The 18,637-nt window shown below is 32.0% G+C and carries 20 protein-coding genes and 1 CRISPR repeat array; of the genes, 11 read left to right on the top strand and 9 right to left on the bottom strand.

Annotated elements, in window-relative coordinates:
- Positions 1-191: 191 nt before the first annotated feature.
- From AC9UEH_RS06895 to AC9UEH_RS06875, 5 genes are all read left to right on the top strand, one after another.
- Entirely contained in the window at positions 192-581 is a 390-nt protein-coding gene (locus AC9UEH_RS06895; RefSeq protein ID WP_509530001.1) for an HU family DNA-binding protein, read from the top strand.
- A 758-nt stretch (positions 582-1,339) separates the two neighbouring features.
- Positions 1,340-4,714 carry a type II CRISPR RNA-guided endonuclease Cas9 gene (cas9, locus tag AC9UEH_RS06890; RefSeq protein WP_509529998.1) on the top strand — a complete coding sequence of 1,125 codons (3,375 nt, stop codon included), beginning with the start codon at positions 1,340-1,342 and terminating at the stop codon, positions 4,712-4,714.
- 140 nt (positions 4,715-4,854) lie between these two features.
- A complete protein-coding gene (locus AC9UEH_RS06885; protein WP_509529995.1) occupies positions 4,855-5,412 on the top strand; it encodes a hypothetical protein in 558 nt (185 codons plus the stop codon).
- 101 nt (positions 5,413-5,513) lie between these two features.
- Positions 5,514-6,402: a CRISPR direct-repeat array (repeat unit 36 nt; unit sequence GTTGTGGTTTGATTAAAGATTAGAAAAAACGATATT).
- A gap of 113 nt (positions 6,403-6,515) precedes the next feature.
- On the top strand, positions 6,516-6,794 hold the full coding sequence (locus AC9UEH_RS06880) for a hypothetical protein (RefSeq protein ID WP_509529992.1): 279 nt from the start codon (positions 6,516-6,518) through the stop codon (positions 6,792-6,794).
- Between the two features lie 18 nt (positions 6,795-6,812).
- Entirely contained in the window at positions 6,813-7,400 is a 588-nt protein-coding gene (locus tag AC9UEH_RS06875) for a transposase (RefSeq protein ID WP_509529989.1), read from the top strand.
- Position 7,401: 1 nt separating this feature from the next.
- Here the strand turns inward: AC9UEH_RS06875 and cas2 are convergent, their stop codons facing one another.
- The 5 genes from cas2 to AC9UEH_RS06850 all read right to left on the bottom strand — a co-directional run bounded on the left by cas2 (position 7,402) and on the right by AC9UEH_RS06850 (position 10,604).
- Positions 7,402-7,731, bottom strand: coding sequence for a CRISPR-associated endonuclease Cas2 (cas2, locus tag AC9UEH_RS06870; protein WP_509529986.1), 330 nt, complete (start codon positions 7,729-7,731; stop codon positions 7,402-7,404).
- A complete protein-coding gene (gene cas1 / locus AC9UEH_RS06865) occupies positions 7,707-8,633 on the bottom strand; it encodes a type II CRISPR-associated endonuclease Cas1 (RefSeq protein ID WP_509529983.1) in 927 nt (308 codons plus the stop codon). Before cas1 ends, cas2 begins: the two co-directional genes overlap by 25 nt.
- 273 nt (positions 8,634-8,906) lie before the next feature.
- A complete protein-coding gene (locus tag AC9UEH_RS06860; RefSeq protein WP_509529980.1) occupies positions 8,907-9,476 on the bottom strand; it encodes a YceI family protein in 570 nt (189 codons plus the stop codon).
- 25 nt (positions 9,477-9,501) lie between these two features.
- Entirely contained in the window at positions 9,502-10,134 is a 633-nt protein-coding gene (locus AC9UEH_RS06855) for an NAD(P)H-dependent oxidoreductase (RefSeq protein ID WP_509529977.1), read from the bottom strand.
- 14 nt (positions 10,135-10,148) lie between these two features.
- Complete coding sequence (locus AC9UEH_RS06850) at positions 10,149-10,604, bottom strand: MarR family winged helix-turn-helix transcriptional regulator (RefSeq protein ID WP_509529974.1); 456 nt, start codon at positions 10,602-10,604, stop codon at positions 10,149-10,151.
- 153 nt (positions 10,605-10,757) lie between these two features.
- Here AC9UEH_RS06850 and AC9UEH_RS06845 point away from each other — a divergent pair, with 153 nt between their 5' ends.
- From AC9UEH_RS06845 to yajC, 4 genes are all read left to right on the top strand, one after another.
- Entirely contained in the window at positions 10,758-11,063 is a 306-nt protein-coding gene (locus tag AC9UEH_RS06845; RefSeq protein WP_509529971.1) for a rhodanese-like domain-containing protein, read from the top strand.
- Positions 11,064-11,336: 273 nt separating this feature from the next.
- Positions 11,337-12,248 carry a transcription antitermination factor NusB gene (gene nusB / locus AC9UEH_RS06840; protein WP_509530010.1) on the top strand — a complete coding sequence of 304 codons (912 nt, stop codon included), beginning with the start codon at positions 11,337-11,339 and terminating at the stop codon, positions 12,246-12,248.
- A gap of 14 nt (positions 12,249-12,262) precedes the next feature.
- Positions 12,263-12,742, top strand: a complete 480-nt coding sequence (locus AC9UEH_RS06835) for a DUF1573 domain-containing protein (RefSeq protein ID WP_509529969.1) — start codon at positions 12,263-12,265, stop codon at positions 12,740-12,742.
- A 26-nt stretch (positions 12,743-12,768) separates the two neighbouring features.
- Positions 12,769-13,041 carry a preprotein translocase subunit YajC gene (gene yajC, locus AC9UEH_RS06830; protein WP_509529966.1) on the top strand — a complete coding sequence of 91 codons (273 nt, stop codon included), beginning with the start codon at positions 12,769-12,771 and terminating at the stop codon, positions 13,039-13,041.
- 64 nt (positions 13,042-13,105) lie between these two features.
- Here the strand turns inward: yajC and pepT are convergent, their stop codons facing one another.
- The 4 genes from pepT to AC9UEH_RS06810 all read right to left on the bottom strand — a co-directional run bounded on the left by pepT (position 13,106) and on the right by AC9UEH_RS06810 (position 16,236).
- Positions 13,106-14,371 carry a peptidase T gene (gene pepT / locus AC9UEH_RS06825; protein ID WP_509529964.1) on the bottom strand — a complete coding sequence of 422 codons (1,266 nt, stop codon included), beginning with the start codon at positions 14,369-14,371 and terminating at the stop codon, positions 13,106-13,108.
- A 139-nt stretch (positions 14,372-14,510) separates the two neighbouring features.
- Positions 14,511-14,900, bottom strand: a complete 390-nt coding sequence (msrB, locus tag AC9UEH_RS06820) for a peptide-methionine (R)-S-oxide reductase MsrB (protein ID WP_509529961.1) — start codon at positions 14,898-14,900, stop codon at positions 14,511-14,513.
- Positions 14,900-15,370 (bottom strand): peptide-methionine (R)-S-oxide reductase MsrB, encoded by a 471-nt coding sequence (gene msrB, locus AC9UEH_RS06815; protein WP_509529958.1) that lies wholly within the window; start codon positions 15,368-15,370, stop codon positions 14,900-14,902. The genes msrB (AC9UEH_RS06820) and msrB (AC9UEH_RS06815) overlap by 1 nt, the downstream gene beginning before the upstream one ends.
- Positions 15,371-15,381: 11 nt before the next feature.
- The gene (locus tag AC9UEH_RS06810; RefSeq protein ID WP_509529956.1) at positions 15,382-16,236 is read right to left on the bottom strand and encodes an alpha/beta fold hydrolase; all 855 of its coding nucleotides are present in this window, start codon (positions 16,234-16,236) and stop codon (positions 15,382-15,384) included.
- A gap of 192 nt (positions 16,237-16,428) precedes the next feature.
- Between AC9UEH_RS06810 and AC9UEH_RS06805 the strand changes: the two genes are divergently transcribed.
- Together AC9UEH_RS06805 and AC9UEH_RS06800 are read left to right on the top strand one after the other, a co-directional pair.
- A complete protein-coding gene (locus AC9UEH_RS06805; protein ID WP_509529953.1) occupies positions 16,429-17,244 on the top strand; it encodes a M48 family metallopeptidase in 816 nt (271 codons plus the stop codon).
- Positions 17,245-17,303: 59 nt separating this feature from the next.
- On the top strand, positions 17,304-18,626 hold the full coding sequence (locus tag AC9UEH_RS06800) for an MFS transporter (protein ID WP_509529950.1): 1,323 nt from the start codon (positions 17,304-17,306) through the stop codon (positions 18,624-18,626).
- Positions 18,627-18,637 lie beyond the last annotated feature (11 nt).

Raw genomic sequence — 18,637 nt, 5'->3', positions numbered from 1 at the left:
ATTTATTTATCAAACAAATATACAAAAATATGAGCAATTACGGATATACATTTTAATTTAAACTTTTTTTGTTAATAACTTCTCTTTATTTCTACCTTAAAAAAAGTTAACTTTGAAAACATCAAAAAGGCATGAATCATGAGTCGTGTACTTAGACAACAAATTTTTTTATTAATTAATACAGATTAAAAATGTCAGTAAAACTGAAAGTTGTAAAGCGAATAAATCCTCGGGATTTATTAGCACCTCAAAAGTACTATGCCAAAGCAGTAGGCGATGGAAGTACCGATTTGAAACGCTTAGCAAAAATGATTGCTATGCAATGTACCGTTAACCGTGCCGACTGTTTAGCAGTTCTTGCCGCATTGGAAGACAACATTATTATGGAGCTTCAAGACGGACGTATCGTTCGCTTGGGAGATCTTGGAACCTTCCAGTTGGGAGTAAAATCGACGGGTAGTGCAACTTCAGACGAAGTAAGCACTACATCGGTAACGAAAGCACGTCTTAATTTCAGACCTGGAGAGGAATTGAAAAAGATGATGAATAATCTTTCTTATCGAAAAACGGCAGCGAATTAAGTACCACGCGCCAATTTGAGTTTTTTTACCGAAAACCTCTTGTAGTTCTAGCTACGAGAGGTTTTTTTTTGGTTCTAATTTTTTAGAACCAATACTTTTTCTTGCGCAATAATTTTTTTTTCTTGTGCAACAATATCTTCGTCCTTGTACAACAATAGTAACAGTGTTGTACAACAAACACCTCGTCCTTGAGCAACAATTTATTTTTGTTGCGCAAAAATTACCATTGCGTATAAAAAACAACGTAATTTGACTTTAAAATGATAAAAACCTATTGGTTATTGGGGGATTATTTGCCGAAAAGGCATAAAAAAAGCTCAGAAAAACGAAGTGTACCACGCGCCTGAGCTTGAGTTTATTTACCGAAAACCTCGAGTAGTTCTAGCTATTCGAATTCGAATTATAGTGTAAAAATATTGAAAATGTTTGAACAACCAAACAATTTCAATGTTTTTTTTACTATTTTTTGAAATTTATTTAAAACTATTCTAGAATGTAACTAAATGGAATATTCGCAAAATTGGGAGCATAAGTCTTATAGGAAAAAAAGTCCCACCGAAGCAGGACTAAAGATTTTCATCTACGGCATATAGCCTTATTGTGATAAGATTAAAGATTAGAATAAAATTTCACAATTCAAATGTATGGTATTATTAATTAGAAAAAGGATAATAAAATAAAAATTATTCAATTATTTTTTCACTATCTTTCAAGAAGTTTATGCAGAATTATTAAATAACAATAAACGCCAAACGATTATGACAAAAATATTAGGGTTAGATTTGGGTACGAACTCCATTGGATGGGCGATTGTGGATGAAAAAGCAAATAAAATTATTGGAATGGGAAGCAGAATATTTCCTGTTGGTGTAGATAATTTAGGAGATGGAGAAGGCGAACTTTCTAAAAATGCAAGCAGAACTGGCGCAAGAGGAATTCGAAGACAGTTTTTTAGGAAGCGTTTAAGAAAAAAAATACTTCTAAAAGAATTGGCATCCTTAAATATGTGTCCTTTATCTAATGATGATTTTGATAATTGGAAAAACACAAAGAAATTCCCAACACAAGAATTGGCTTCTTGGTTTTCAAGTAATCCTTATGAACTTAGACACAAAGCATTAACAGAAAAACTTTCTATTGAAGAAATTGGTAGAATATTTTATCATTTAATTCAAAGAAGAGGTTTTTTGAGTAACAGCCGAAGTGCTGGAAAAGATGATGGTGCTATTTTTAAAGGAAATGCCAAGGAAGGCAAAATTGGAATTGATGAAACTCGATTTCAAATAGAAAATACCACTTTAGGTTCTTATTTATATGAAATTGCGCCAAAAGACAATCTTCCTTTTGTTGATGGTTTGGAAAGAATTAGAAACCGATATACGACAAGGCAAATGTATGTTGACGAATTTGAACAAATTTGGGAACATCAAAAAAAATACCATTCAGAATTATCAGATGCAACTAAAGAAAAATTGGGAGGTCGAAAATTAGACGGATATAATGAAGATGGGATTCTATTTCATCAACGCCCTTTGCGTTCTCAAAAACATTTAGTTGGTAATTGTTCCTTTGAATTGAAGAAAACAAAGGCACAATTGAGTTCAATTCCTTTTGAACTTTTCAGAATCAATCAATGGATAAATACAGTTGAATATAACGGTCATAAATTAAATACCACAGAAAGAAATTTGGCTTATAATTTTCTAATTGAAAAAGAAAAGCCAAGTTTTAAAGACATTCGCAAAGCAATTGGCAAAATAGACGCTTCTTTTAAATTCAATTATAAAGATGAAGATAAAATTGTAGGAACTTTTACGATTTCAAATCTTTGTAATAAGAAGTTTTTTGGTAAAAAATGGTTTGAGTTTTCCGAAAAGCAACAAGAAGATATTTGGCACGTGCTATACTTTTTTGACAACAAAGATAAAGTAGAAAATTATGCTAACGAAAACTGGGGATTTGACGAAATACAAGCAAAAGCCATTTCTATATTTAATTTAAAAGATGGGTATTCGAGTTTAAGTCGCAAGGCAATTAATAATATTTTGCCCTTTTTAGAAATGGGCTTTCAGTACGATATTGCTGTAGTTCTTGGCGGAATAAAAAATGTTTATGGTAACGATTGGGAAACATTAAATGATAATGACAAAGGGTTGATCTTGGATAATGTTTATGAAATTGTTCGCTCGAATTTGAAAGGTGGATTTATTGAGCCATTAAAGCATTTTTTGAGAACAGAGTTGAAATTAACAGACAAACAACTTACCAAGTTATACCATCATTCTGTATCAATTGAAGATTTTAAATTGTTAGATAAATTGCCATTAGGAGCTATTGCCGATAAAGAAATTCAGACAATTAGAAACCCTGTCGTAATCAATGCGCTATTTGAAATTAGAAAATTAGTAAATGAATTGGTAACTCAATATGGGAAACCAGACGAAATTAAAGTAGAATTAGCACGAAATTTAAAGGCTTCAAAATCGGGTAGAAATGAAGAAAGAAAGCGCAATCAAAAATTAGAACGAGAAAATGACCGTGTAAAAGACGAATTAAACCATCTTGGGAAACACTTTTCTCACGACAATTTGTTGCTTTATAAACTGTGGGAAGAATGCAAACGCACCTGTCCTTATACAGGAAGAAGTATTAGTGTGACTCAATTGTTTAGCGGTGAAGTCCAAATTGAACACATTCATCCTTGGAGCAAATCGTTAAATGATAGTTTTATGAACAAAACGCTTTGTTTTGCAGATGAAAACAGAGCCAAAGGGGACAAAATACCGTATGAATTTTATAGTTTACAAGGCGAAAACAAATGGAACGAAGTTAAAGAACGTGCCTTGAAATTGTTTTCAGATACTGCACAATATCCAAATAGTTATCAAAAATTCAAACGTTTTGTACAACAAAAATTTGATGATGACTTTGCCAGTAAGAATTTAAATGACACACGGTACATCAGTAAATCGGCAAAAGATTATATGTCTAAAATTTGTGATAAGGTTTCTGTTTCACCTGGGCAAATGACAGCTAATTTGCGACAAAAGTGGGGTTTGAACGCCATTCTTAATCCAGAAGACAAAACCAAAACAAGGGAAGACCACCGCCATCACGCTATTGATGCATTGGTTATGGCTTGCGGCACCGTCAGTCATTTACAAAAACTTTCAGAGTGGAATCGGTATGATAGAAAACCCGAAAACAAAAACTTTCCTTTGCCTTGGATAGGTTTTGTAAAAGATGCAGAAGTAGCAGTTGACAAAATTTTAGTTTCCCACAAAAAATTAAATAATACAATTACAGTCCGAACACATAAAACGGAAAAGAATGGTGTGGTTTATAGAAACATTGGGGTTGCAGCTCGGGGGCAATTGCATAAAGAAACTGTTTTTGGAAAAAGGAATTTTAATGGCGAAGAAGCATTTCATGTCCGTAAACCCATAGAAAGTTTAAGTACTGAAAAGCAAATTGAAAAAGTGGTAGATAATGCCATACGATTGTTAATTTTAAAACGAATACAAGTATTGGGCGGCTTTGTAAAAGGTGCTGTTCCTGCCAACACTTTTTTTGTAATTGATGCTAATGGAATAAAACAAGCACAAATTTTCTTGCCTAATAAAAATGGAGCAGCAGTTCCAATTATGAAAGTTAGAATGAAAGAAAGCATTGGTCGAGCAGAACGATTAAAAGAAGATATTAACCAATATGTAAATCCAAGAAACAACCATCACGTTCTTATTTATAAAGATGAAAAAGGAAATCTAAAAGAAGAGGTTGTTACTTTTTGGACTGTTGTAGAACGCAAACGACAAAAACAAGAAGTAGTTCAAATACCAGCTGATGGAACTGAAATAGTGACTACTTTACAAATTAATGATATGTTTTTATTGGGTTTAAAGGAAGAAAATATAAATTGGGAAAACCCGAATTATGAAGTTTTGAAGGAGCATTTATTTAAAGTTCAAACATTATCGTCAATTTTCTATGAGTTTAGATTGAATAATGATGCAACACAAAATAAGGATACAAAATCTAATGTATTTAGAAGAATAAGTAGTTTTAATGGATGGGAAAATTTAAATCCAATAAAAGTAAAAATTTCAGTTTCGGGTAAAATCGAAAAAGTTTAGGTTTGTCATTTCGACCATCGGGAGAAATCCCATAAAAAAGTGTAATGTGATTCCTCTTTCATCAAAAATGACGAGACGGAATTGACAAAAAAAACGGTAAAATAATATGTACAAGGATTTGAATTGTAAATTTTAAAACTATGGAAAATTTTAAAAAATTTGTAGACACCGTTGTATCCAAATGGAGGAATGAAAAACCTTCTATTATTGCTCAATTAGGTTTGGCATTGCCAGGTAATAGAATAATGGGTGATTGGGCAGAAAAAGGAGTGGTCAGAAGAATTCAAACTTTAAAAGCGCAATATGAGGTGTATTTGTCCAAAGGAAGTCAGACGCCTGCCGATGTTTATGCCGTCTGTAAAAGACAAAGCTTTTATCATATCATGTTGATTCAAGTAAAAAGTTCTGCAAAATTTGAAAATGTAATTGAATTGGATGAAGCAGACTTAAAATTATATTATGAATTGGGTAAAATGGTGAAAAAGGAGTTTAAAAAACAATATCCTGAGTTAAAAGAAAAACCGTTACTGATTTCAATGGGTTATATAGCCGTTTTTAACGAGGTAGAAAAAGGCATAGTTATCCCAAAGATATTAAGATCGTATGTCTATAAAAATTATATTTCTACTTTTGGCAATGTTGATATTCTAAAAGCAAAAGAGTTGGTGAGAAAATCACAGTTTGCTTTGTTGGGTTAAATTAGTAAAAGTTCTTTGACATACAGTTTTTCATTGTCTTAAACAGCCAAACCACAACTGAAAGTTACGGCATCCGCCCAGCAGGGATGCAGGAACTTTCAGTTGCGGTTTGATTAAAGATTAGAAAAAACGATATTAAGCTGAAACGGTTTAATAACCGTGTTCTGGTTGTGGTTTGATTAAAGATTAGAAAAAACGATATTTTTTATAATTTTCTTTAATTCAATAGTGTCGTTGTGGTTTGATTAAAGATTAGAAAAAACGATATTAATTCACCTTAAATACATTGCAACTTTCCGTTGTGGTTTGATTAAAGATTAGAAAAAACGATATTACTTTGCCTTGCCATCTTGACTATTAAACCGTTGTGGTTTGATTAAAGATTAGAAAAAACGATATTTAAAGTATTATGTTGTGTTTCTGTAATCCTGTTGTGGTTTGATTAAAGATTAGAAAAAACGATATTAAATGGTAGTCCAGAGCGATTGTTTTGCAGTTGTGGTTTGATTAAAGATTAGAAAAAACGATATTCGAGCTAAAAGGATTACTAGAAACAAACAGTTGTGGTTTGATTAAAGATTAGAAAAAACGATATTCTTTTAATCTTTTCAATCATTTACACGGTGTTGTGGTTTGATTAAAGATTAGAAAAAACGATATTTGTATGTTCCTGAATAATTAGCTGCGGAAAGTTGTGGTTTGATTAAAGATTAGAAAAAACGATATTATATATATTTATTATATCATTTTCCAAAAGTTGTGGTTTGATTAAAGATTAGAAAAAACGATATTTATTGCTTCTACGCTTATCAGTCAAATAAGGTTGTGGTTTGATTAAAGATTAGAAAAAACGATATTCAATATAGAAATTTTTACTATCTAAACCTCGTTGTGGTTTGATTAAAGATTAGAAAAAACGATATTATTATTATTTTTAATATTTAAGCATTTCTAGTTGTGGTTTGATTAAAGATTAGAAAAAACGATATTAGTTGCGTTCTTAGCTTCTAATAATCAAGGAAATAGAAGGAAATAACGAAAATAAAAATGCTCCTTTTTAGTGTTATATCGGCTAAATTGGGGCGTTTTTTTGTTTGTAATAAATGTTGGGACAGGTCGCGACCTGTCCGTACACGGGTGAAAATAGGAAATGTTGTTTTGGCGGTGTGGTTTCCGTAGGGACAGGTCGCGACCTGTCCGTACAAAATGCCGATAATAATGCCGATAATAATGCCGATAATAATCCTGATAATAATCCTGATAATAATCCTGATAATAATTTCAATAATATTCCCGATAATAATTCTGATAATAATTCTGATAATAATTTCAATAATATTCCCGATAATAATTATGACGAAAATCCAAATAATAAAAAATAATCCAATAAAAAAATCAATATGAAAAGCAGAAAAGCAAATAGATTGAAAGGATATGATTATTCAAAAGATAATTTATATTTTGTGACATCGTGTGTGAAAAATATGGAATGTTGTTTTGGCGGTGTGGCTCCCGTAGGGACAGGTCGCGACCTGTCCGTACACAATGCGCATAATAATCCTGATAATAATATTCCCAATAATATTGATGAAATTGAAGCGAAAATGATTTTAAATGAAATCGGAATTATTGCAAATAATCAATTGGAATGGTTGCAAAATCAATATCCTTATATTATCCTTCATTCTTATATTGTCATGCCCAATCATATTCATGCTGTAATCGAAATAGATTCTAATGTATTAAAGACCGTCTCAAATCTTTCTGAACCAGAGAAAATTGTAAAAATAAAGTCACTTTCCCAAATTATGGGTGCCTTTAAAACTACTAGCTCTAAATTAATTCATGAGGCAGGTAGGTTTGATTTTGCTTGGCATCGTTCGTTTCATGATCATATTATTAGAGACGAAAAGTCCTATTTAAACATTGTAAATTACATCGAAAACAATCCAAATAGTTGGAATAAGGATACGTTTTACAACACTTAAATCAAAACAATTCTAATTGCGTTGGCGCATTCACACTTTCTTGTTTTTCTTTCCCGAGATAATTAATAATCATCCCAAATTGTTTGTCGGTTATTCGCAAAACACTCACTTTACCATATAGCGGAACAAGTTTGTTAATTCTTTTTTCGTGAACATCGGCACTTTCTCCACTAGCGCAATGCCTAATATAAACCGAGAACTGCATCATACTAAACCCATCTTTTAGAATATTATTTCTAAATTGGGAAGCATTGCGACGGTCTTTCTTGGTAGCTGTGGGCAAATCGAAAAATACAAACAACCACATTATTCGGTAGGCGTTGAGTTCCATAATTGAGGATATTTAATTTTTTTCTTTGTTCCCATAAAACACTGCTGTAAAGAAGCAGAAGTCTTTTGTAATGCTACCATCAACGGACTTTTTTCATCTTTGAAATAAACGGTTCTGGTTAACACTTGCAATAATTCCGATTTGATGGCGGTGGTCAGTTCCTCATCATCATATTTCTGCATGATTTCGATGACTTTTTCATCAATTAAGGGACGAAAAGGTTCCATAATATCGTCTGCAAGGGCAAACGCATTGTATTTGTTTTTGTGATGAATGCCAATGGTGCACAATAATCCACTTCCAACTAAAGCTCTTGCGGTGGCTGCTCGAAGAATAGCGTAACCATAATTAAGAAAATTATTGGGATAATCTCCAAATCGTTCTCGCTTGAAGGTAATTTTGTTTGCCAATTCTTTATCGCTTAGTTCAAAAAAACTCTTCCAATAATGTTGCGCCGCAACGCCTTCCATATTTGAAGTATCGCCACTTAATACTTTGGATGCCAAATAATCGAATTGATTTTTTGTTGCAGTAACTCTTTCTAAAAGTTGTCCTTGATTTTTTATCTTCTCAACAATTGTTTGCTGCCAAAGCACTTTTTTGAGTGGAAGACTGGCATCTATTTGATTTCTGAAAATTTCTTGTTGGATATGATGTCCGTTGAGGTTGAGAAACATTCCGTTTGGCAAATGATTTTTTGTGCAAATGATTACACCAGTGTTGTTTTCAACTAACAAATTCATTGCTGGAAGGCTAATATAAATTTCTTGGTGATCGAGTACTAGGAAACCAATATCTTCAATTGGAATGGTACTTTCTCGGATTTCGGATTGGATAACAAGTTGTAGATTTTTTGCAGTAATAGAAGCTTTGTTTTCTATAAGGATTGATTTTTTTAGCATAATAAATTTGAATTAATTTAATAGGCTAATGTAGTCAAGTTCAATTAGTTTAATCGTTTTTTGTTTGGTTATTGGAGAATCTAAAATCATAAATCTGGGTTTGCGAGAAGGATCGCAGCGGTTATCCCACGCTTTTGGGTGTGGATAAGAGCAAATAGCCTGATCGCTTTCCTTGAATGCCAATTCAAGGGAATGGGACTCGCCCAAATTAACATTAAAAAACCCCGACAATTTCTTGTCAGGGTATATTTTAATTGATTTAATTCTAATGAATTAGAATTTCAAATTCACTGTTAAATCAAAATCATCGTAGATAACTTTGTCACCTAATTTGTCGAAAAAGCTACCTGAATTATATTTAATATCGTATTTAGTTCTGTCGATTTTTACCTTTGCAGTTGCAGAATTTGCAGTTGCAGCAAGGTCAAAAGTTACAGGATTTGTAATTCCTTTTACAGTTAAATCTGCGGTAACTGAATAAACACCTGCGCTTTTAGCAGCTACAGTTTTGAAAACCAAGGTAGCCGTTGGGAATTTCTCAGTACCAAAAAAATCTTCTGATTTCAAATGGCCGTCTAATTTTTCTTTGCCCTGACCCGCCTTTAAGTCGGTTGTTGTCATAGAAGTCATATCAACAGTGAAATTTCCACCTACAACATTTTTCCCTTTGAAGGTTAAAGCACCTTCTTTAAGGTTAATGGTTCCATCATGCTGACCAGTCACTTTTTTCCCAACCCAAGTAATAGTACTTTTTGTAGCGTCAACTTTTTTTGTTTGTGCAGTTACTGTTGCTGTTCCGAAAGCTACTAATAATGCAATTGCAATTGTTTTAAAATTTGTCATTGTTTAAATTGATTTTGGTTAATAATTATAGTGTTATAAATAAATCCTCGTTTGATTTTCGAACTTTTTTGTTATGTTGAGTCGCATCCTCTTCGTGACGGTAACCAACTGTTGCAATAACGGCAGCGTTCAGATTTAATGCGTCTAAACCTAATATTTCGTTGAATTTTTTAGCGTCGAAACCTTCCATTGGGGTAGCATCAATTTTTAATTCAGCGGCAGCATTAAGCAGATTTCCAAGTGCTAAATACGTTTGTTTTGCTGTCCAAATTACTTTTGCGTCAGCAGGAATTTTGTTTACAGAACCTTTCATATAATCTCCAAAACCTGACAAAGCTTCCGTCGGAATACCTCTTGTTTCGCTAATGTTTTTAATGTAAGCATCGATATCAGAATCGTTTACTACCGTTTGATTTGCAAAAACGATTACTTGTGATGCATCAGTAATTTGCGTTTGTCCGTAGGCTGCGGGTAATAATTTTGCTCTTAATTCTGGATTTTCAACGATAATTACTTTGTAAAGTTGCAATCCAAAAGAAGAAGTGCTTAAACGAATCGCTTCTTTTAAGAAATTTAAATCTTCAGTTGAGATTTTTTTGGTTGCATCGAATTTTTTTGTGGCATAACGCCAATTTTGATTTTCTAAAAATGTGTTCATTTGTTATTTATTAATTATTGATTTCTAATTTTTTCTAAAAGGAAGTTCAATTGTTCTAATTCTGGATTTGATAAATTTTGAACTATTTTTTTTTCATAATCGATTACTTTTGGATCTAATTCTGTTAAAACAGACAACCCTTTTGCAGTAATTAATACATCTATTTTTCTTCTATTAGATTTACAAACAGTTCGTGTTACCAATTTTTTTAAAAGTAATTTGTCAACTAAACGTGTGGTATTACTGGTTTTAGCAAGCATTCGTTCTTGAATAACGCACATGTTAGCAGGATTTCCTTTTTGACCTCGTAATATTCGCAAAACATTATATTGTTCGCTTGACAAATCATAAGGCTTCAAGATTTCTGCAAAACGTTCGTGAATACCATTTTGAGTATAAATGATGTTGAGCACCACTTTTTGAGAAGATTCCATTATTACGTTTGATTTTATAGCCTCTTCAATTTTCATGATTGTATTTACAATATTTGTAGGTACAAATGTAGAATTATAAATTTGATTTTGATTTTTTAGAATTGTTATTTTTATGTTAATTCTAAAACTCCCATTTATCTTTTTCTATTAAGACGATATTATGTAATTTTGTAAAAAATATAAATAGTTATGAATTTAGCACAAGAAGTTTGGGTAGAGCAATTAGAAAATGACGAAAACGCAGTTATTTTAGATGTTAGAACGGAAGACGAATGTAATGAAGGGATGATTCCTGAAGCAATAAATATTGATATATATAAAGGTCAAGGATTTATTTATTCACTAGAAGAATTAGATAAGTCAAAAAACTATTATGTTTATTGCAGATCCGGAGCAAGAAGCGCACAAGCCTGTTCAATTATGAATCAATTGGGATTTGAAAACACCTATAATTTACTTGGCGGTATGATGGAATGGAATGGGGAAGTGGTTTAAATATTCTTCATTTGTAAATTAGAGCATGTTAATTTTCCTAATTAAATTTCAAATATATTTAAATTAAAAAGGATTTGAATTGACTTTACAGTTTTTTTAGTTAACGCTGAGGTTTTTTTATAGCCATTATTTTCAATTGAATAAAAGGATAATAATTAATTATATTGATTTTTTAAAAAATAGTGTACTTTTGCACCGCTTAAATTTTTTTAGCTAAATAATTAAATAAGTTCTTACCAAGTGTTAAATAGAAGACATATCCGTGTGAAAGTGATGCAATCGATATATGCGATGCACCAAAATGGTTCAGATAATATTGACAAAGAAGAAAAATTTTTGCTTTATAGTATCGATAATATTTTAGATTTATACCTAACAATGTTATCTTCTTTGATTGAAATTGGTAAAAAAGAGGCTTTTTTTATTGAGATATCAAGTCAAAAACATATTACTACATCGCAAGAGCGAAATCCCAATAAAAAATTTATAAACAATGCCATTCTTCAGATTCTTTCTGAAAATAATTCTTTGAGTATTGCTTTAGAAAACAGAAAAATTAATCATTGGGAATTAAATGAAGATTACATCCAAATTCTTTTAGATAGCATAAAAAACAGTGGTTTCTATGCTAAATATATGGCAAATACTGTAAATAATTTTGAAGAAGACAAGCAATTTATTCTCGATATTTTTACAGAATTGATTGTTCCCAATGAAAAATTATATGAGTTTTTAGAAGACAATAAATTGACTTGGATTGATGATATTCCTGTTGTGAATACACAAATTATCAAACAATTAAAGCTAATTAAATCTTCAAAAGACGAAGCTTTTAGAGTACCAAAAATATTTAAAGACCAGGAAGATCAAGGATTTGTTACTAATTTATTTAGAAAAACAGTACTTAATGAAAGAGAATTTGCAAAAGAATACGTTGATAAAACACCCAATTGGGATTCGGAACGTATTGCTGAAATAGACACCATTGTACTGAAAATGGCTATTTGCGAGTTTGTAAAATTCCCTTCAATTCCTGTTAAAGTAACAATTAACGAATATTTAGAAATTGCAAAGGAGTATTCTACACCAAAAAGTAGTATTTTTATAAACGGAATTTTAGATAATTTGGTTAAAGAATTTGAGAATAGTAATAAATTGAATAAAATCGGGAGAGGTTTAATGTAAAAATTTATAAAATCATGAATAAAAAAGTTGTTTTAGTTGCTGTAATTGTATCCTTTATGTTTTTAGGATCTTGCAAAAAGAAAGAAGAAGTAAATTCAGAAATACAAAATTCTTCAATATCAAATTCGACTTCAATTGGTATTCCAGAGCAAGAAAAAAGAGTACTTCCTGCAGACGGTAAATATCCTGTGATGACATTTAAAGAAACAGAACATGATTTTGGGTCGATTGCTGCGGGTTCAAAAGTGAATTATTCATTCCAATTTAAAAACACCGGAGAAGCTGATTTAATTATTACTAGAGCGGTGGGTTCTTGCGGTTGCACCATTCCAGAATATCCAAAAACACCAATAAAAGCAGGGGAATCTGCAAAAATTGATGTGTCGTTCAATTCTACTGGCAAACATGGAATCCAACAAAAATCGGTTACCATTTCTACAAATACCAAAGCAGGAGTTGAGTCATTAATAATAAAAGCTTCAATAAAAGAGTAATTAACAATTTAAAAATAAAAATAATTATGGGACAAATACAACAATTCTTACCGTTTATTTTAATGTTCGTGGTTATCTATTTCTTTATGATTAGACCACAACAAAAAAGAGCGAAATTGGAAAAACAATTTGAAAGCGACTTGAAAGTAGGTGACAGAATCATTACAAAAAGTGGAATTCACGGAAAAATTTCTGAATTAAGCGAAACTACAATTGTTATTGAAACTATGTCTGGGAAATTGAAAATGGAGCGTTCTTCGTTATCAATGGAAATGAGTGCTTCTTTGAACAAGAAATAAGCTGATAATTTTATACTAAAAAGCCCCAAATTGGGGCTTTTTATGTTTTGTAAAAATCTAAAAATTATTTTTTTGCTTTTTCTTTACTGAAATCTGTGGTTGCTGTTAATTGGGCAATTTTAATAATTACATCAACTGCTTTTTGCATACTTTCAACTGGAACATATTCATATTTTCCGTGAAAATTGTGTCCCCCAGCAAATATATTCGGACACGGTAATCCCATATACGATAATTGAGAGCCGTCAGTTCCACCACGAATAGGCTTGATTAACGGTTTTATTCCTAATTCTCGCATCGCTTTTTCGGCAATATCAACAATATATTTTACAGGCGTAACCTTTTCCTTCATATTGAAATATTGGTCTTTTACTTCTGCAATGCAAATATCCACACCAAATTGTTTAGCGAATTTCTTGTTGATTTTTTTAGCAATGGCATGAATTACTTCTTTGCGTTTTTTGAATTTACTTGCGCTATGGTCTCTAATGATAAGTTCTAAAACAGTTTCTTCGATGCTCCCTTTCAAGTGGTGAACGTGGAAAAATCCTTCGTAACCTTTCGTTTCTTGTGGTGTTTCACCTTTTGGTAATTGGTTGATGAAATCATTAGCAATCAACATTGAATTAATCATTTTTCCTTTGGCATAACCAGGATGAACGCTTTTTCCTTTGAAAGTAATTTTTGCACCTGCAGCGTTAAAATTTTCATATTCTAATTCCCCAATCTGGCTTCCGTCCATTGTATATGCCCATTCGGCTCCAAATTTTGCCACGTCAAATTTATGAGCACCACGACCAATTTCTTCATCTGGTGTAAACCCAATTCTAATTTTTCCGTGTTTGATATCAGGATTTTTAACTAAGAATTCCATTGCCGTAACAATCTCTGTAATTCCCGCTTTGTCATCAGCACCAAGCAAAGTCAATCCATCAGTTGTGATTAATGTTTGTCCTTTATAGAGTAATAAATCTTTGAAATAATTTGGCGACAAAACGATATTTTGTTCTTTATTTAGAATGATATCTCCACCATCATAATTAGGAATTATTTGAGGATTTACATTTGCTCCCGTAAAATCTGGAGTAGTATCAAAATGAGATACAAACCCAATTATTGGAACTTCATGCTTAACATTACTTGGCAAAGTAGCCATTATATTGGCATTTTCATCAATGGTAACTTCTTCCAAACCAATTGCTTTTAATTCTTCAACCAATTTATTTGCTAAAACCCACTGCTTTTCTGTGCTTGGAGTAGTTGTAGAATTTGGATCTGATTCAGTGTCAATAATTACGTAACTAATGAAACGGTCTATAATATGTTGCATAATATTTCTTTTAATGAGTCGCAAATATACTGATTATTTAGGAATTCATTAAAAGTGTGTTATTAAAAGGAAGTATAGAATTTTTCAATTAAAATAAAATAATATAAAGATTTTAAATGTAAAAATTAATTGATTATTTCTACTTAATAAAATCTACAGACAACGAATTCACACAATAACGTTGCCCAGTTTTTGTTGGTCCATCATCGAAAACATGTCCTAAATGCCCGCCACAATTGGCACAAACAATTTCTGTACGAATCATTCCGTGGGTAGCATCTTTTATATACGTTACTTTTCCAGGTATCGATTCATCGAAGGAAGGCCAGCCGCAATGGCCGTCAAACTTAGAATTGCTTTCAAATAATGGTTCGCCGCAACCGCCACAACAATAGGTTCCTTTTTCGAAATGGAGGTTGTATTTTCCTGAATGTGGAAATTCTGTACCTTTTTGGCGAAGGATTTTAAAGCGTTCTAAACCCAATTGGTCTTTCCACTCTTGTTCCGATTTTTCTATTGATGCACTCATTATTTTGAAGGTATAAATTTAACAGATACAGAATTTGTACAAAAACGTTGCCCAGTTTTGGTAGGTCCGTCATCAAAAACATGACCTAAATGACCGCCACATTTTGCGCAATTGACTTCAGTTCGGGACATACCAAAACTTGAATCGGTTATATATGTTACAGAACCTTTTATGGCTTTATCAAAAGAAGGCCAGCCACAATCTGAATGGAATTTTGCATCGGAATAAAAAAGTAAATTTTTACAGGCGGCGCAAACGTAGATTCCTTTATCAAAAGTATTTACATATTTTCCTGAAAATGGGCGTTCTGTTCCTTTTTCACGAAGCACTTCAAATTGTTCGGGTGTTAATTCTTTTTTCCATTGCGCATCTGATTTCTGAATTTCAAGTTTTGCATTTTTTGTTTTATCTTGCCCTTGACAGGAAAAAAGTGTAAATGTTAGTAGTAAGGTAAATAGCTGGTTTTTCATTTAATTAGGAATTATATGTTAATAAATTCGACAGTTTTCTCAATAACAAAAGGATTTCCAAGAATTTTTCGGTGTCCCAAATGTTTTGTAATTAATAATTCTCCATTTTTTAAATTATCGTGAATGTTTATGGAAGTAGTCACAGGAACTTCATAATCGTTTTCATCGTGAATTACAAGTACAGGAATTTCAACTGTTTTGGCAGCACTATGAGCGGAATAATTTTCCATTGGCTCGTTATATTTTTTTTCAAAATGCTGTTGCAAATGGGAGCTAAATTCAGATTTAAGTTCCAATTTCGTCACAAAATCATCCAAAATATCTTTCACCTTATCGCCACTTCCAATGATTGTTAATCGGTTAATTTTCAATCCTTTTTTTATTGCATTAAGCAAAGTCATTCCACCTAAAGAATGTCCAACAGCAGCTTCAAAAGGTCCAAACTGCTTATCAATTTCTAATATTGAAGCAATAAATTCGGTCATAATTGTAGTATTTCCTGATGATTTTCCGTGCGCAGGAGCATCAAAACTAATGGTTGAAAACCCTTCTTTCACAAATGCTTCTGCAAATTTAACCAATTGTGTTCCACGTCCCGACCATCCGTGAACAAGCAATATCTTTTTCTCACTTTTACCATATTGGTACACTACAATTTCTTTGTTAACATCAGGAATTAATATTCTTTTTTGAATACTGTTTTTATCAATTTCCAACTCTCTTTTGGGAACTTTGTGTTTTATTGGGGTAGTAAATAATCTTGCCAAATATAAAGTGGTTAGTTTAATTGAAAAAAATTGAAGGATTTTTCCAATGTAAATAATGACTTTTGGAACTTTCAAATGTTGCTTTTTATTGGAATTCAATACTTTTAATTTAATTATATTTAATAATGCAATTTATGGTATTATTTTTATTTTAAGGTAGTACATCTATTAAATTATTCATAAAATAGTTTAGTAGTTTTATACAATATTAACTCAAGCATTTTAATTTTACAGCATTATAAGAAAAGATATATTCGTAACTTTGAATTTCTATTTTAAAATCAAATTACTATGAAAAAGGGCTTTGTCTTATTTGTTATTGCCATGTCTATTCTTAATTCATGCGCCAAAAATCCATTTACAGGTAAAAACACATTGAATTTTGTTTCCAATAGTGAATTGTTTCCAACTTCTTTTCAACAATACGGTACTTTTTTGAAAGATAATAAAGTGGTTGTTGGAACTACAGATGCTAAACGAGTTGAAACTGTTGGTCTGAAAATTAAAATGGCTGCCGAAAAATATTTAGATGCTAACGGATTTAAAGACTATTTAAAGGATTATTCTTGGGAATATAAATTAGTTGAAAGTAAAGAAGTCAATGCTTGGTGTTTGCCAGGTGGAAAAATAGTATTCTATTCTGCCATTTTGTCAATTTGTAAAGATGACGCTGGAATGGCAACCGTAATGGGGCACGAAGTAGCACACGCATTGGCAAATCATGGTGCGCAACGAATGAGTGCAGGGATATTACAACAAGCTGGAGCAGGGATTGTAGGAATTGCAACAGACTCAAAAAGCAGTCAAGAAAAACAAATTTGGATGACCGCTTACGGGGGAGTTACGCAATATGGAGCGATGCTGCCTTTTAGCAGAAGTCATGAAAGTGAAGCAGATAAAATCGGGTTAATTTTAATGGCAATTGCAGGTTATGATCCAACTACAGCAGTCGCTTTTTGGGAAAGAATGTCAGCAAATTCAGGAGGTAAAGCACAACCAGAATTTTTAAGCACCCACCCATCCGATGCAACCCGAATTGAAAAATTGAAAAGTTTAATCCCAGAAGCTAAAATTGAAGCTGCAAAATTTGGTGTTGTTTTTAAATAAAAAATACTATCTTCGGTGCTGTCTTTAAGACTATTATACCTAATACCTATCGATTATTTATGGCAAATCTTGAAAAAGGAAATTCAAAATTACTGAATGCTTGGGCTTTCTACGATTGGGCAAATTCCGTTTATAGCTTGGTAATTGCATCTGCAATTTTTCCTATTTTTTATGGCGCACTATTCAAAATCAGAGGCGTTTCCTATATTGATGTATTTGGAACAACTCTCAAAAGTACGGCGCTAATTAGTTTTGTAACGGCAGCTGCCTTTTTATTGGTCGCTTTTATTTCGCCATTGTTATCTGGTATCGCCGATTATGTTGGAAACAAAAAGAATTTTATGAAATTCTTCTGCTATTTGGGTGCACTTTCGTGTATTGCAATGTATTGGTTTTCATTGGAACATATTTATTATAGCCTAATCGCTTATTTCTTTGGATTAGTTGGTTTTTGGGGAAGTTTGGTTTTTTATAATTCCTATTTGCCCGACATTGCTTTTCCAGAACAACAAGATAGAATCAGTGCCAAAGGGTTTTCAATTGGATATATTGGAAGCGTTTTATTGTTAATCATTAACTTGGCAATGGTTATGAAACCTGAGTTTTTCGGAATAACGGGAACTGCGGGTGAAGCAAGTATGAAAGCCATGCGCTACTCGTTTGTGATGGTTGGAATTTGGTGGATTGGCTTCAGTCAATATACGTATTACTATTTACCTAAAGGAAATAAAGGTCATAAAGTTACAAAAGCAGTAGTTTTTAATGGATTTCACGAACTTAAAAAAGTTTGGTATTTGTTAGAACACAACGTTCAATTAAAACGATTTTTAGGTAGTTTCTTCGTTTATGGAATGGCGGTTCAAACAGTTATGATAATTGCAGTTTACTTTGGAGAGCAAGAAATTTCTTGGAAGTCCGACAGTGAAAAAACGACGGGTTTAATAATTAGTATATTAGTAATTCAATTGATTGCAATTTTGGGTGCCAATTTAACTTCAAAAGCATCAGAAAAATTTGGAAACATTACCACTTTAATATTATTAAATTGCATTTGGGCAGTTTTATGCGTGGTTGCATTTTTTGTAACTTCACCAATAGAATTTTATATGACAGCAGGTTTTGTCGGTTTGGTAATGGGAGGTGTTCAAGCCCTTTCTCGTTCTACCTATTCTAAGATGCTGCCCGTAACAGACGACACAGCTTCTTTTTTCAGTTTTTATGATGTTTCAGAAAAAATAGGAATTGTAATTGGAATGTGTCTTTATGGAATTATCGACCAAGTAACAGGTAGTCCAAGGTATTCAATTGTATTTTTAGGATTGTTTTTTGTTATGGGAATTATTTTATTATCGAGGGTTCCAAAAAAAATTATTAAAGCATAATAAATTAAATT

It is taken from the genome of Flavobacterium sp. (genome assembly GCF_040402835.1).
Lineage (GTDB): Bacteria > Bacteroidota > Bacteroidia > Flavobacteriales > Flavobacteriaceae > Flavobacterium.
The sequence above is the reverse complement of the archived record's forward strand: the minus strand, read 5'-3'. Positions and strand labels throughout refer to the sequence as shown.